Origin of the sequence: uncultured Apibacter sp. (assembly GCF_946479295.1) — a bacterium.
Classification (GTDB): domain Bacteria; phylum Bacteroidota; class Bacteroidia; order Flavobacteriales; family Weeksellaceae; genus Apibacter.
Window position 1 is genome coordinate 1 of record NZ_CAMLFD010000005.1, and the last position, 14,764, is coordinate 14,764.

General features: G+C 31.4%; 14 protein-coding genes. 10 read left to right on the forward strand and 4 right to left on the reverse strand.

The genetic code is table 11. The features are described 5' to 3' along the window. Window positions 1-60: 60 nt before the first annotated feature. The 4 genes from Q0T35_RS05015 to dnaX all read left to right on the forward strand — a co-directional run bounded on the left by Q0T35_RS05015 (window position 61) and on the right by dnaX (window position 4,892). Complete coding sequence (locus Q0T35_RS05015) at window positions 61-1,395, forward strand: PAAR-like protein (RefSeq protein ID WP_295841213.1); 1,335 nt, start codon at window positions 61-63, stop codon at window positions 1,393-1,395. A gap of 177 nt (window positions 1,396-1,572) precedes the next feature. Continuing rightward, entirely contained in the window at window positions 1,573-3,336 is a 1,764-nt protein-coding gene (gene argS / locus Q0T35_RS05020; protein ID WP_295841214.1) for an arginine--tRNA ligase, read from the forward strand. A 1-nt stretch (window position 3,337) separates the two neighbouring features. Then, window positions 3,338-3,757, forward strand: a complete 420-nt coding sequence (locus tag Q0T35_RS05025; RefSeq protein WP_293918125.1) for a transcriptional repressor — start codon at window positions 3,338-3,340, stop codon at window positions 3,755-3,757. A gap of 46 nt (window positions 3,758-3,803) precedes the next feature. Beyond that, the gene (gene dnaX / locus Q0T35_RS05030; RefSeq protein ID WP_293918126.1) at window positions 3,804-4,892 is read left to right on the forward strand and encodes a DNA polymerase III subunit gamma/tau; all 1,089 of its coding nucleotides are present in this window, start codon (window positions 3,804-3,806) and stop codon (window positions 4,890-4,892) included. Here dnaX and Q0T35_RS05035 read toward each other — a convergent pair. After that, window positions 4,870-5,082, reverse strand: a complete 213-nt coding sequence (locus tag Q0T35_RS05035; protein WP_293918127.1) for a hypothetical protein — start codon at window positions 5,080-5,082, stop codon at window positions 4,870-4,872. The genes dnaX and Q0T35_RS05035 overlap by 23 nt on opposite strands. 10 nt (window positions 5,083-5,092) lie before the next feature. Here Q0T35_RS05035 and Q0T35_RS05040 point away from each other — a divergent pair, with 10 nt between their 5' ends. The 4 genes from Q0T35_RS05040 (at window position 5,093) to Q0T35_RS05055 (ending at window position 8,725) form a co-directional block, all read left to right on the forward strand. Next, entirely contained in the window at window positions 5,093-5,515 is a 423-nt protein-coding gene (locus Q0T35_RS05040) for a hypothetical protein (RefSeq protein WP_295810405.1), read from the forward strand. A gap of 403 nt (window positions 5,516-5,918) precedes the next feature. Then, a complete protein-coding gene (locus Q0T35_RS05045; RefSeq protein WP_295841217.1) occupies window positions 5,919-6,659 on the forward strand; it encodes an FKBP-type peptidyl-prolyl cis-trans isomerase in 741 nt (246 codons plus the stop codon). Window positions 6,660-6,689: 30 nt separating this feature from the next. Then, the gene (locus Q0T35_RS05050) at window positions 6,690-7,466 is read left to right on the forward strand and encodes an FKBP-type peptidyl-prolyl cis-trans isomerase N-terminal domain-containing protein (RefSeq protein WP_295841218.1); all 777 of its coding nucleotides are present in this window, start codon (window positions 6,690-6,692) and stop codon (window positions 7,464-7,466) included. Between the two features lie 128 nt (window positions 7,467-7,594). Further along, the gene (locus Q0T35_RS05055; RefSeq protein ID WP_295810414.1) at window positions 7,595-8,725 is read left to right on the forward strand and encodes a DegT/DnrJ/EryC1/StrS aminotransferase family protein; all 1,131 of its coding nucleotides are present in this window, start codon (window positions 7,595-7,597) and stop codon (window positions 8,723-8,725) included. Between the two features lie 71 nt (window positions 8,726-8,796). On the opposite strand, the gene Q0T35_RS05060 is transcribed toward Q0T35_RS05055, so the two are convergent. After that, window positions 8,797-10,155 (reverse strand): hydroxymethylglutaryl-CoA synthase, encoded by a 1,359-nt coding sequence (locus Q0T35_RS05060; RefSeq protein ID WP_295841288.1) that lies wholly within the window; start codon window positions 10,153-10,155, stop codon window positions 8,797-8,799. A 337-nt stretch (window positions 10,156-10,492) separates the two neighbouring features. Here Q0T35_RS05060 and Q0T35_RS05065 point away from each other — a divergent pair, with 337 nt between their 5' ends. Together Q0T35_RS05065 and deoD are read left to right on the forward strand one after the other, a co-directional pair. After that, a complete protein-coding gene (locus Q0T35_RS05065; RefSeq protein WP_295841219.1) occupies window positions 10,493-11,689 on the forward strand; it encodes an aspartate aminotransferase family protein in 1,197 nt (398 codons plus the stop codon). Window positions 11,690-11,798: 109 nt separating this feature from the next. Beyond that, a complete protein-coding gene (gene deoD, locus Q0T35_RS05070; protein ID WP_293918138.1) occupies window positions 11,799-12,515 on the forward strand; it encodes a purine-nucleoside phosphorylase in 717 nt (238 codons plus the stop codon). A gap of 74 nt (window positions 12,516-12,589) precedes the next feature. Here deoD and Q0T35_RS05075 read toward each other — a convergent pair whose 3' ends face one another. Beyond that, the gene (locus tag Q0T35_RS05075) at window positions 12,590-13,909 is read right to left on the reverse strand and encodes a M20/M25/M40 family metallo-hydrolase (RefSeq protein WP_295841220.1); all 1,320 of its coding nucleotides are present in this window, start codon (window positions 13,907-13,909) and stop codon (window positions 12,590-12,592) included. After that, window positions 13,896-14,354, reverse strand: coding sequence for an energy transducer TonB (locus tag Q0T35_RS05080; RefSeq protein WP_293918142.1), 459 nt, complete (start codon window positions 14,352-14,354; stop codon window positions 13,896-13,898). The genes Q0T35_RS05075 and Q0T35_RS05080 overlap by 14 nt, the downstream gene beginning before the upstream one ends. Window positions 14,355-14,764 lie beyond the last annotated feature (410 nt).

Consider the following 14,764-nt stretch of genomic DNA (forward strand, 5'->3'; position numbering starts at 1 on the left):
TAAAAGATTCATTAGCAGCAGGAAAAACAATAACCGGTCAACCGTTAAAAAATTAGAAATATGAGTCAATCGTATGTACCGGATGGAGCTTTAGTAAGCTGTAGTGAAGGAAAGGAAAATAGCCGGATTCATGTAGTTTCCCAAAACAAGGCCTATATGAACGGGAAATTAAAAGCCACGGAAAACGACCGGTTTAAAGGTAACTTTAATTGTGAAAAGATGACAGGCGGAGCAGCATCGTTGGGAGGAATGGTAGGTGCACTCGTGGGAGCTTTGGGCGGTCCGGTAGGAGGATTTGTAGGGTTTTTAGCCGGAAGGTTTGCGGGGGGCTTATTAGGTAGTCAGTCCAGTAGGGTATTGCCGAGTTTGTGTAGCACCTTGTGTACTTCTTCTCATTGGACGGTAGTTCATCCAAAAGTGTACATAAAAGGGCAACAAGCCTTATTAGCAAAAGCCCAGCTCAGTTGTAAAATGGGAGGGCTGATACAAATAATACTTCCCGATATGGACAAAGCGCTAACCCATGCCCGATTAGCGCGAGAAGTATATGAAAATATAGATTACGACCATCCGGAAAATAACCAAGAAATAGATGGTTACAAGCCGGTAAGCGCAGAACGAGCGAAGGAAATTTTGGGTAAGGATTGGAAGTATTTTTTGAATCAAGACGAAGATAATGGATTTTATGCAACCCTATTTGAAGATAAAAACGGCAATGTGGTAGTGGCTTATCGGGGAACAGACGTTGGGGCAGGAATCAATGATATAAAAGAAGATGTGGTGCAGGCCTTGGGTATCAGTTCCGATCAATACGATGCCTCCGTGAAATTGGCTGATAAAATAAAAGAAGCTAAAAATGAAGGGATTATAACGGGGGAAGTGAGTATTACCGGGCATTCCTTAGGAGGAGGCTTGGCTACGGCAGCGGGATCAAGAACCGGATATTCTACCTATACCTACAATGCGGCAGCAGTTCACGATAAAACCTATGAAAGAAATCAAATGGAAAAAAATACCAATCATATACAAGCCTATATAGGAACAAAAGATCCATTAAATGCAGTACAAGATAATAGAGAAATAGTTTTGCCCGGTGCCGTATTGTTATCTCCATCATTACCTGTATTAGGAGGTATTGGAGGTTCTGTTCTGGGCCCTATCGGAAGTAGAATAGGAGGAAGCATAGGAACGATAGGAGCAGGCGCTTTAACTATTGGTGGCACATGGGGCATACTAAGTGGAGGTATGCCTAATCAAAAGGGAGTACAACGAATAGTAGTACCACAAGATTGCGGTTTTAAAGAAGGACACATGATCGGAGATTTAATAACAGCGATGGAAAAAATGCAAAAAAGCATGGGAGCAGGCAATCCTGTAATTGCAGCCAACATTTAGTTTACTATAATTTTTTATCGAGAACAATCAAAAAGTTGCTGTAAGAATGCTTTTATCCATACTTTGTTAGTATAATCAAATAGAGGCTTACGAATTCATTTTTAATTGTTGTCTGATAAAAAGTTACATTTTTAAGGGAAATCCCTAAATTTGTGAATTCAATGCTAATTTAAAATAATGAACCTAAAATCTTATATAAAAGAACAATGCATAAAAGCAATTGAGAGTCTGTTTCAAATACAAGTTGAAGATGTTGAAATACAAATAACTAAAGAAGAATTTGAAGGAGATTATACCTTGGTAGTTTTTCCTTTGGTTAAGTTAGTGAAACAAAAACCGGAGGAAGTAGCTAACAAAATTGGAACGTATTTAACAGATGAAGAAGATTTTGTATCTTTTAATGTAGTTAAAGGATTTCTCAACCTAACACTAAATCCTACCATATTTACTCGATTATTAAAAGAAAAGTTTAAGACAGAAGATTTTACGCTTACAGAAAAGAATCCAAAAAAAATAATGGTAGAGTATTCTTCTCCCAATACCAATAAGCCAATTCATTTAGGCCATATTAGGAACAATTTGCTTGGATTTTCAATCAGCAATATTCTTAAAGCTGCAGGGAATGAAGTAATAAAAGGGCAAATCATAAACGACAGAGGAATTCACATCTGTAAATCCATGCTTGCCTGGGAAAAATACGGTAATGGTGAAACTCCCGAATCAACAGGAATTAAAGGAGATCATCTTGTTGGGAAATATTACGTAATATTCGATCAAAAATATAAACAAGAAATAACCCATTTAGTATCTACCGGTGTAGATGCAGAGGAAGCTAAAAAGAAAGCTACTATACTCTTGGAAGCTCAAGAAATGCTAAAGAAATGGGAAGCAGGAGACCCAGAGATTAGAACATTGTGGGAAAAAATGAATAGTTGGGTATACGCCGGTTTCAATAAAACTTATCAAAGATTGGGCGTAGATTTCGATTTGGTACAATATGAAAGTAACACCTATTTACTTGGAAAAGATGTCATCGAAGAAGGATTAAAAAAAGGAGTATTATTTAAGAAAGAGGACGGATCTGTATGGGCTGATTTAACAGATGAAGGGTTAGACCAAAAATTGCTATTACGCGGAGATGGTACATCTGTATATATAACACAAGATTTAGGTACAGCAGTAGAAAGATTTAACAAATATAGCCTCAATGAACTAATATATACAGTAGGGAATGAACAAGATTACCACTTTCAGGTATTATTTCTTATCTTGAAAAAATTAGGATATAGTTGGGCTGATAAATTATACCATCTTTCCTACGGAATGGTAGATCTACCTAGTGGTAAGATGAAATCTAGAGAAGGTACGGTGGTAGATGCCGATGAACTGATGGAAGAGATGCATCAGGAAGCGGTGAAGAAAACAACGGAATTAGGAAAACTAGAGGGTTATACAGAGATTGAAAAACAACAGGTAAATGAACTTATAGGGTTAGGAGCTTTGAAATATTTTATACTAAAAGTCGATCCCAAGAAACGAATTTTATTTGATCCGAATGAAAGTATTGAATTTAATGGAAATACAGGTCCTTTTATTCAATACACCTATGCCAGAACCTGTTCCGTATTAAGAAAAGCTTCACATGAACCTATTGAAATTAAGCATAAAAATTTAAATGAAGCAGAGCTAAAATTAATTATTTTATTATCTACCTATGAAGATATAATTGAAAAATCTGCTAAAGACTTAAATCCGGCTTTAATAGCAAACTATATATATGAGGTTTCAAAAGAATATAATTCTTTTTATCAAAATAATCGCATTTTGGATGCAGATATAGAGGAAGAGCAACAAATACGATTAGCTATAACGCAATGGACAGGGAATGTGATTAAAGATGGGTTGCAATTGTTGGGCATAGGGGCCCCGGAAAGAATGTAATATGAATCAAGAGTTAGAAAATATATTACGGAACAAAGATATCAACCCGACAGCGATGCGTTTGTTAGTTTTAGAATATTTTCTCAAACAAAATACAGCTATATCTTTATCGGATTTAGAGTCGGATTTTGATTATTCGGATCGGACCACCTTGTTCAGAACCTTAAAAACTTTTGAAAAAAAAGGATTATTGCATAGCATCAATGAAGGGAACATTACAGTATATGCCTTATGTACGGATGATTGTTCAGAAGAGCATCATGCTGATAGTCATATACATTTTTGCTGTAAGAATTGTAAAAAAATATTTTGTATGCATTCGGTAAAAACTCCTTATGTAAATATACCCTCAGGATTTATTGCTGAAAAATTGGATATAATTGTTCACGGATTGTGTGTAGAATGTTCAAAGATTACATAAGAAATTAACGAGGAGAAGAAGAAAAAATAAGTAACTTTGTAAACTCATGGAAAACTTTGTAGTTTCAGCTCGAAAATATAGACCTTTAGAATTTGATGCGGTTGTTGGGCAAAGTCACATAACAAATACGTTGGAACATGCCATAACTAACAATCAGTTAGCTCAGGCATTACTTTTTTGTGGGCCCAGAGGTGTGGGTAAAACTACTTGTGCGCGTATTTTAGCAAGGAAAATTAATGAAAAATACGGAGAAACCGATGAGAATGATTTTGCTTTCAATATCTTTGAATTGGACGCAGCCTCTAATAATTCTGTTGATGATATACGTAATTTGATAGAGCAGGTACGCTATGCTCCTCAAGTAGGGAAATACAAAGTCTATATTATAGATGAAGTGCATATGTTGTCTAACGCTGCTTTCAATGCTTTTCTAAAAACCTTGGAAGAACCTCCCGCACATGCTATTTTTATTTTGGCTACTACTGAGAAGCAAAAAATTATTCCAACTATTCTTTCCAGATGTCAAATTTATGATTTCAAAAGAATAGAAACTGATGATATAAAAAATCATTTAAAAAAAATAGCAGAACAAGAAGGTATTCAATACGAAGACGATGCGATTTATATCATCGCTCAAAAAGCCGATGGAGGTTTACGAGATGCCCTTTCCATGTTTGACAGGCTGGTCACATTTACACAAAAAAATTTAACTGTCGCAGCGGTTACAGAAAATCTTAGTATTCTCGACTACGAATATTATTTTAAAATTACAGACTTATCCTTAACAAATGATATTCCGGGTTTATTACTGTCATTCAATGGTATCATAAAAAAAGGTTTCGACCCACAAATATTTATTTCAGGTTTGGGAAGTCATTTCAGAGATTTAATGGTAGCACAAAACCCACAAACTATTGCATTATTAGAGGTGGGCGAAAATACAAAACAAAAATACTTTCAACAGGCGCAAAAGTGTACTCCGAAATTTTTAATAGATGCGATTGAAATATGCCATCAAGCAGATATAAACTTTAGAAATAGTAAAAGCCCCAAACTCTCCATAGAGATAGCTCTCATGCAATTAGCTTCGTTAACTGCAGGAGGAGGTAATGTTAAAAAAAAAAATTTAGAATAATACCACCCCCTAATTTTGTTTTAGCTAAGCAAGAAATTAAATTACCGGAAAAACCTTTAGTAGATGCTAGTCCCCAAAAAGTTTTAGAAAAAACGAAAGAACCGGTTGTTAAAACTATTCCTGTAAAACAAAATGTTAAAAGTAATACACCATTAGGAAATCCTACTAAGAATACATCTTTTCTTTCCATAAAAGGTTCTTTGCATTCAGCTTTGCAGAAAGAAGATGAGGTGAGTAGTTTAGATTCTTCTGAAAAAGATAAGGACGATTTTACTATAGATCAAGTTAAGATTTTTTGGAATAAATATTTGGAAACATTAAAAAATCAACCAGTCGTTTATAGTATATTAAATACAACCCAATGTACCGTAAAACCTGACCATATAGTTTTCTTTGAATTCCCTTCCAATTCGGCTTATGATGAATTTGAAAATTTGAGAGAAGATATATTTCAGAAGCTGAAAAAAGAAGTTAATAATTATTCTATAAATTTTAAATACAAAATTAAAGAAACTCAAAGAACTATACTTTTGACAGATAAAGATAAATATAATAAAATGGTTAAAATTAATCCGTTATTGGAGAGATTAAAAAATGATTTCCGTTTAGATTTCGATACTTAAAATTGATAAGAATTTTTTTAGAAAGTCATGAAATAAGCATTAGAATAAATAAATTTTAACTTAAGAATGACCTAATTAATAAAAATAAAAATTGTACAATTAATTTTAGATTTATTTTATTTTAAAAGTACTTATATCAAGATCAAATTTTATACATTTATCTCGCATATTGGAAAAAATTTCTAAAAAAATATGTTGAAAAATAATAACTTATAAATTCATTATTACTGAAATAAAATTAATTCCTTTATTGTATAATATTAACTAAAATTTATATTCGTGTTTCGATAAAATATCGGATATTTGCATTGTTCTTATTATATTGGAAAAAAGGAATAAATTACAATCATTTTCAGTATAAAAATTAGATTGTTAAGTATTATATAATATTAAAAATAAACGAATGAAAAAAAACACCCTCATTGCAGTTTTATTTATAGCATCCTCATGGTCACTCTCTGCACAGGACAAAATAGAACTTAAAACAGATAAAGATAAATTTTCGTATTCTATTGCAATAAATATTGCTCAGAGTTTAAAGCAACAGGATATGTTAAATGATGTAGATATAGACGTATTCACTAAGGCAATGAAAGATGAAATAGCCGGTAAGCCTTCTTTAATGCCAATGGATTCTTTAAATTCCTTTATGCAAAAATATTTTGCTAAGAAAAGACTTGAGTTCGAAAAGAAAAGACAAGAACAAGGCGAAGTAAATAAAACAGAAGGATTAGCATTTTTAGAAAAAAATAAAAAGAAAAAAGGTGTAATTACCACTGCTTCAGGATTACAATATGAAATTTTATCAAAAGGTAAGTCCGTTGAAAAACCAAAGCCTGAAGATATGGTAAAAGTTAAATATACAGGAAAACTATTAGACGGAAAAATATTTGACTCAACAGACCAAAATAATTCTGGACAACCTATAGAATTTCAGCTAAATAGAGTAATTAAAGGATGGACTGAAGGAGTTGCATTAATGACTAAAGGTTCAAAATACAGATTTTATATACCTTCTGAACTTGCTTATGGACAAAATGGAGCAGGTATAGAGATAGGCCCAAACTCAGTATTGATATTTGATATAGAGTTAGTTGATTTTAACAAACAACCTGAAACTACGAAAGAAGATAATTCAAATTAGAAAATAATTTTATAATAACTATTTAACAAAATGATAAAAAAAACATTTTTATTGACATTAGTTGGTCTTAGCCTTGTTGCATGTAATAAGGAAGAACAAAAAGTTACGAAATTAAATTCAGATGATGAAAAAGCTGCATATGCAATTGGCTTGGATTTAGCTCATAACTTTAAAATTCAAGGATTCGATAAAGATTTAAATGTGAATATTATAAAGCAAGCTATGGAAGATAAATTTGGGAATAAAGAATTATTATTTTCAGAAGATTCTATACAGTTTTTTATGAAAGATTATATTCCTAAACATCTTGAAAAAGTATCTAAAAGAAATTCCGAAGAAAGTAAAAAATTCTTAGAAGAAAATAAAAAGAAAGACGGGGTTAAAACAACTGCTTCAGGTTTACAATATAAAGTAGAAAAAGAAGGAAAAGGAGATAAACCTTCTGATGAAGATATAGTATCTGTAAACTATATATTAAAAGGTATAGATGGCTCTGTTATTGAAGATTCTAAAAAACAAACTGACGGTAAACCAGCAGATATACCATTATCAAGAGTAGTACCTGGATGGAGAGAAGGCGTTAAATTGATGTCTAAAGGAGCAAAATACACTTTATATGTACCATCAGATTTAGCCTATGGAGATAACGGGCCGGCAGGGCCAAATATGGCTTTGATTTTTGAGGTTGAATTAGTTGACTTTAAACCTATGCCAAAAGAATTAAAAGATCAAGCAGGTATGGAACAATTATCACCGGAACAAATAGAACAATTGAAAAATCAAATGCAGCAACAGAAAAATAAATAAAATAATTTATTAAAAAAGCACCATTTTGAAAGTAATGAACTCTTATTTAATTTAAATAAGAGTTTTTCTTTTTATAAAAGTTAGGTTACAATTTGATTTATTAAATTTGTGCTTAAAATTATTTACTTATGAAGAAAATACAAATGGTAGATTTAATCAACCAGTATAAGCATATAAAACCGGCTATAGATAAAGGATTTGAAGAGGTATTAAATACGGCAGCTTTTATAAACGGTCCCCAAGTAAAAGCATTTTCTCAAAATTTAGAAAAATATTTGGATGTTAAGCATGTTATTCCATGTGCTAACGGTACAGAAGCCCTTCAGATAGCACTAATGGCTTTGGATTTAAAACCCGGTGATGAGGTAATTACAACTGATTTTACTTTTGCAGCTACTGTAGAAGTAATTAGTTTACTAAAATTGAATTCCGTATTAGTAGATGTAGACTATGAAACGTTTACGATAAGTCCAGAAGCCATAAGAAAAGCTATTACACCAAAAACTAAGGCTATTATTCCCGTACATTTGTTTGGACAATGTGCAAATATGGAAGAGATTATGAATATTGCTAAAGAGCATAATTTATATGTCATAGAGGATAATGCTCAGGCCATAGGTTCTGAGTATATTTTTAAAGATGGAACTCGTAAGAAATCCGGTACAATAGGTACAATAGGTACAACTTCCTTTTTTCCTTCAAAAAATTTAGGTTGTTATGGAGATGGGGGAGCCATATTTACTGAAAATGATGAGTTAGCTTATAGAATAAGAGGAATTGTAAACCATGGGATGTATAAAAGATATTACCATGATGAAGTAGGGGTAAATTCACGCTTAGACAGCTTACAAGCAGTCGTATTGGATGCGAAATTACCCTTATTAGATTCGTATAATGAAAAAAGAAGAAGGGCCGCTGATTTTTATGATAAAGCTTTTTCCAATCACCCTAATTTAATTATTCCTTTAAGAATGGAAAAATATTCCACTCATGTATTTCATCAATATACGTTGAAGGTAATAAATTCTGATAGAAATGCTTTACAACAATATCTTTCAGAGCGAGAAATCCCAGCCATGATTTATTATCCGGTTCCTTTAAGAAAACAAAAAGCTTATGACACAGGTAAATATAAAGATGAGGATTTTTCTAATACTGATAGACTAATTAATGAGGTGATTTCTTTACCTATGCATACGGAATTAGAAGATGATCAACTCAAATATATAACTGAAAATGTTTTAGGTTTTTTTAAATAAAAATAAATATACAAGTTAAAAGCCTGAGAATTATCTCAGGCTTTTTTTATATAAAATTATTTGAATTTCTTTTAATTTATAAATTTGTAATATCTCGCTCCCAGTAACTCAGGATTATCATTTTCAATTCTGTCTAAAATATATTCATTTTTAGGAGGGAGTATAGATTTTTTCAATTCTTTCTTATACAAAGAATGATAGGTTTCCATATTAATGGAATGAGTAGAAGCTAAATATTCAAATAAACCTAGCTTTTCAGTTTGAATTTTCCAATCTTTTTCGACAAGGCCTTCAAAAGTTTTAGATTTAGAACCGCTTCCATAAGCTAAGAAACCAAATTTTTCTCCAGTTATCTCTGAGTTATTTTTAAAATGATAATATAAAGTGGATAATAAGCCCATAAAAATCGATCCAGTGTACATGTTTCCTATATTAGAAGAAGCTATTTCAGCAGGACCAAATTTCTCATTTGCAAATGTTTTGTATTCTACAGTTTTCCCTATTTCTTTAATACGATCAGCATATTCCTTTTCCTGGGTAGGTAAAGATTCTTTTAGTTTAGAATCTAAAGCATATATTTCTGAGAACATTCTTCTTCCTTGAAAGGAATAAGGTGAATGTACAATAATACTTTTCCACTGATTATAAAGAGTAATATCTATGCCTAATAATTTTTTCAGATGGAAATATGCACCTTTTAGCCTACTCTGATAGCACATATTGGAATATTGACCATCAAATATGGGTTGCTCTTTGAAAAGGTTGATTTCTTCCTCTTGTATTCCAAACCATTCTGAATTAGTATCATTTTGGGTTACTTCTTTTTTAGATATGATTCTTTTGGGTTTGAAAAAATCAAAAACCCCCTTAGTGCTAATTCCTACTTGATTGCCAAATGAAATTATTCTTGGATTTGCAGATAATAATAAAGCTACAGCACCTGCTCCTTGAGTATATTCACCAGTAGAATTAAGATCATATTTTGCATAATCAGTGCAAATGACAATTGCTTTTTTGTCAGGATTTAATCGAATATAGTCTAATGAATTATGAAAGGCATCCACACCGCCAATGCAGGCAAAAGTAAGGTCGACTGCATCACAATGCTCAAAAGAACCATTACCATAAATATCTTCCATTAATGATATTAAAAAAGATCCAATGGGCTTGGAGGAATCTATACCGCTTTCTGTTCCTACATAAATACGACTAATTTCTTCCGGTTGCAATTTTTCTTGTTTCAATAGCTTTCTTAGCGCATTTGCTGCAAAAACTATAACGTCTTGATGCACATCCGGAAGAGACATTTTTAATAATCCTAATCCCTTCTCGAGTTTGGCCGGCTCTATATCCCTAGCAATAGCTAAATCTTTTATTGGTAAATATATTTTTGGGATATCAAAAGAGAATGCATCAATACCCACTTTTATATCATAGTTCATAATATCAATAAATTCTTTACAAAAATAATAAAAACTAATTTATTAAAAGGGTGGACAACATAATATTTACGAAGAATAAAAAGCTTTTAACGGTAATTATAATTCGTAATCATATTTTATTTCTAAGTATAAATGCTTATTGATAATTGAATTTAATTTAGATAAAAATAAGAATATGCACAGAGATATTTAAAATTACTTTAAATTTTTATCCTTCATATACTTCAAGGTAATAAATGTGAAACGTTTAGAAAATTTAATTAGAAATTCACTTTACTTATGCTGCAATATATTCCGTACTTTTGCATGCAAAAGTCAATAAGCAATGGGTAAATTAAAAGAAGATTTTTTTAACTATCAGGCAAAAACAACTCTTTATGCTTCAGGTTTTGAGGTGGATAAGGCAGTTGGTAATTATATATATGGGAAAGATGGTAGAGCTTATTTGGATTTTGTCGCCGGAGTTTCTGCAAATACTTTGGGACACTCGCATCCAAAGGTGATACAGGCAATAAAAGATCAAGCGGATAAGTATCTTCATGTTATGGTATATGGGGAATATGCCCTAGAAAAGCCGGTACAAATATGTAAGATGTTATCGGAAAATGTTCCGTATCCTCTACATACGACTTATCTGGTAAATTCAGGTACTGAAGCTATAGAAGCTTCTATGAAATTAGCAAAAAGATATACAGGTAGACAGGAGATCATATCCTTTGTAGATGCTTATCATGGAAACTCTCAAGGTTCTCTAAGTTTAGCAGGCAGGGATACGAATAAAAAACCATTTGAGCCCTTATTACCTCAAATTAAATTTATAAATTTTAATAAAGAAGAAGATTTATGTCAAATCACTGAGAAAACTGCTGGCGTAGTAGTAGAAACTATTCAAGGAGCAGCAGGTTTTATTACTCCTGAAAATAATTACTTAAAAAAATTAAAAGATAGGTGTGAAGAAGTTGGAGCTTTATTGATTTTAGACGAAATTCAACCAGGTTTTGGAAGAACTGGTAAATTGTTTGCTTTTCAATGGTATGATATAGTTCCCGATATATTGGCAATGGGTAAAGGCATGGCTGGAGGAGTTCCTATTGGAGCATTTATGGCTTCGGCTGAAATGATGGATACGTTGGCGGATCATCCCAAATTAGGACATGTCACTACCTTTGGAGGAAACCCAATACCGGCAGCTGCTGCTTGTGCGGTTATGGAGGAACTACTCACAACCGATTTGATGGAACAGGTACATTACAAAGAAAAATTGTATAGAGATCATTTAATCCATAATGAAATTATATCTATTAATGGAAGAGGACTAATGTTAGCGGTCCAACTACGATCGCCTGATTTTAGCTTGAAAGTAGCTGAAAGATGTATGAAAAAAGGATTAATTGTGTTTTGGCAATTCTATAGGAATGAATTTTTAAGAATTTCTCCTCCTTTAACCATTACGTCGGAAGAAATAAAAAAAGGGTGTGATATAATTTTAGAATCCATTGATGAAATAGCTAAAGAATTCTAAGTAAATATTTTTTCAGTATATAAATTATAGACTTATAAAAAACATATACATAATAAGGATAAGAATACTATCTTTAATTTCGCATAATAAATAATTAAAATTAAATAATATGGCTACTGCACACATTCAAGCAGAATTAGGAGAAATTGCAAAAACAGTATTGATGCCCGGAGATCCTTTACGAGCAAAATATATTGCGGACAAATATCTGGAAAATGCAAAGCAATTTAATTCAGTAAGAAATATGTTTGGATACACAGGAACGTATAAAGGGAAAAAAGTATCCATAATGGGTTCCGGAATGGGAATGCCAAGTATTGGTATATATTCTTACGAATTGTACTCTAAATATGGTGTAGATACGATTATTCGTATTGGTTCTGCAGGTTCTTACGTAGAAAATATCAAGATATATGACATTGTCTTAGGTAGTTGTGCTTATAGTGAATCAACATATGCCAAAGTTCAATCAGGGTACGATAAAGATAAAACATATCCTTCAGAAAAATTAAATTCATATATTTCAGACAAAGCAGCTGAATTGAAAATTGAAATTCATAAGGGATGCATACATTCCAGTGATGTCTTTTATGTAGAAGGAGGGACAGATTATAAAAAATTAGTTCAAGAGCATGAATGCGCCTGTGTTGAAATGGAGAGTTTTGCTTTATTTCATAATGCACAAGTTTTAGGTAAAAATGCAGCTTGTTTATTAACTATTTCAGATTCCTTTATTACCCAAGAAAATATATCGGCAGAAGCAAGACAGACGTCTTTTGATAGTATGATGATACTTGCACTAGAAACAGCTATAGGGTTTGAGTAAGGCTGTAAAAATTATTATAAACAAAAAAGGCAGATATCTATTACATATCTGCCTTTTTTATATACCATATTTTTTTACAGAGCATTTATAAATTTTGTTAATAAAGCTATCAATTTGTCAAAAGCATACAAAGATACTTCTGTATCGTATATATCATGATATCCACTTTTACCGCCTAAAGTATAAATATAAAAAGAAGGAACCCCTTTTTCATAAAAAGGACAATGGTCGCTATTACATGCGCTTCCTCTAATTTTGACCTGCTTTAAATAATTATACATATAACTTATATTTTCAAGTTTATTAAATTGTTTATAAAATTCCTTTCCGTTAACAACTTGTATTCCTTCTTCTCCAGTACCAACTATATCAAAATTAAGAAGGAATTTTATTTTATTTAAATCAAACAACGAATGATCTACAAAATACTGAGATCCTTTTAATCCGGCTTCTTCTCCAGCAAAGGCAATAAAAACTGTGTCAAAATCAGGTGTATTTTGTTTGTAAACTTTTGCCATAGATAGTAATAATGCGATACCGCTTGCATTATCATTAGCTCCGGGAAAAATAACATCATTAATTTTGCCAAGATGATCGTAATGGGCGGTTAAAACGATAAGACTGTCTGAACGCTTACCTTTAATAAATCCTATTACATTTTTAGCTTCGAAATTTGGCTCAAAACGTGTGTTAATATCTAAGGATACTGAAGTGATAGTTTCCGGAACTGACTGACTGTTGATAAATAGATCTACAGTTTTAGTCTGAATAGGGCCCAAAGAGTGTATAAACTTAGATGATGTTAACTGTATAATCAAGGGTACGGAAATATCCAATTCTCCATTGGAAATAAGTTGAGGAATATCGTGATATAATTCATTTGCCGTTTTATCCTGCATGGTCATATTTTCAGGAAATACTTTATTCGGAAAAATCACACAATTCTTGTCTATTCTTTTCATTTCTTTATTGAAATAGGAAAAATCTTGCGATTCAAAAAGACTTTCTATGACGGAAGCATTGAAAGTAATAGGCGAGAAATCTCCTTGTAGAGAAGGAGAACCGGCACCTACCAAATAATCCGAACCAAATTTCAACTCCTTACCGTTTACGGATACAGAACTTTTTTCAATAATATTTATTGGATAGGTAAAGGGTTGGAAATAAGAATTTTGAAACTTTAGTATTCCGATTTTTTCAAATTGTGAAGCAATTTCTTCTGATGCTTTCTTCATTCCGTCATCAACATAGCCGCGACCTGAAAATTCAGAAGAGGTTAATTTTTTGATAACCTGTTCAGCATAAACTTTAGGGGTTTGTGCTATGGAAAAGCTAATAGAAAAAAAAACTAAAAGTGAAATAATAATAAGAAATCCTGATTTAGTTATTCGCATCTTTAATATAAAGTTTATGATCTTTATGTATTTTGAACTTTACTCTTAAAATATAATAGGATCGTACGCGCTTATTATCGATTTTGGCTGAATTCCATTTAGCTTGTGTTTTTTTTAAAACTCGTATAATTTCCTCGCCACATCCGTATCCGACATCTTTTAAGATTTCAAAATTACTAATTGTTCCGTTTTTTTCAATAACAAATTTAACAATTACTTTTCCTTGAATATCATTTTTTAAAGCTTGATCCGGATATTCAAGATTGGATGATAAAATTTGAAATAATTGCTTCTTTCCCCCTTCATATTCTCCTTTGGTACGAACTTGATAGGGTTCATATATATTATTAACTGTATCTTTTTCTACTCTTTGAGAAGAAAGGCTATTAACAAGCAAGAAAGCAAGCAATATGGGTATTATTTTGGTTATTTTTTTATTTAGCATAATTGAAATTTATCTAAATTTATGAAACATTAAATAATAAATATGGTGTAAAGTAATGAAAAAAATCAATTGTTAAAGATAATTATTTGCATTTTATTTATCTTAAATTGTTTTTTAGATGTTATATTATTATTTATTAGATATTTAATGTATATCATATAAATTTAAAATATTGAATTGAGTCGTTAAAGTTTAATTTAATTAAGATGTCTTTTTTACATGAATAAGTGATATATGTTAACTGTATATTTTTAAAAGTATACAAATAAGAGTATACAAATTTTTTGTTTAAACTAATTCTTTCTCTTTAATTGATTAAACATGAATTAATAATGTTAAATAATCAAAATTAAAAATTTCATTTTTTATTTTGATGAATATTTAGTTTATTTACTGTATTTATTTTATAT

Coding starts and splice junctions, on each gene's coding strand:
- Q0T35_RS05055 (WP_295810414.1), top strand. CDS start 7,595: ATGAAGAAAATACAAATGGTAGATTTAATCAACCAGTATAAGCATATA.
- Q0T35_RS05025 (WP_293918125.1), top strand. CDS start 3,338: ATGAATCAAGAGTTAGAAAATATATTACGGAACAAAGATATCAACCCG.
- Q0T35_RS05045 (WP_295841217.1), top strand. CDS start 5,919: ATGAAAAAAAACACCCTCATTGCAGTTTTATTTATAGCATCCTCATGG.
- Q0T35_RS05035 (WP_293918127.1), bottom strand. CDS start 5,082: ATGGAAAGAAAAGATGTATTCTTAGTAGGATTTCCTAATGGTGTATTA.
- Q0T35_RS05075 (WP_295841220.1), bottom strand. CDS start 13,909: ATGCGAATAACTAAATCAGGATTTCTTATTATTATTTCACTTTTAGTT.
- Q0T35_RS05065 (WP_295841219.1), top strand. CDS start 10,493: ATGGGTAAATTAAAAGAAGATTTTTTTAACTATCAGGCAAAAACAACT.
- deoD (WP_293918138.1), top strand. CDS start 11,799: ATGGCTACTGCACACATTCAAGCAGAATTAGGAGAAATTGCAAAAACA.
- argS (WP_295841214.1), top strand. CDS start 1,573: ATGAACCTAAAATCTTATATAAAAGAACAATGCATAAAAGCAATTGAG.
- Q0T35_RS05080 (WP_293918142.1), bottom strand. CDS start 14,354: ATGCTAAATAAAAAAATAACCAAAATAATACCCATATTGCTTGCTTTC.
- Q0T35_RS05015 (WP_295841213.1), top strand. CDS start 61: ATGAGTCAATCGTATGTACCGGATGGAGCTTTAGTAAGCTGTAGTGAA.
- dnaX (WP_293918126.1), top strand. CDS start 3,804: ATGGAAAACTTTGTAGTTTCAGCTCGAAAATATAGACCTTTAGAATTT.
- Q0T35_RS05050 (WP_295841218.1), top strand. CDS start 6,690: ATGATAAAAAAAACATTTTTATTGACATTAGTTGGTCTTAGCCTTGTT.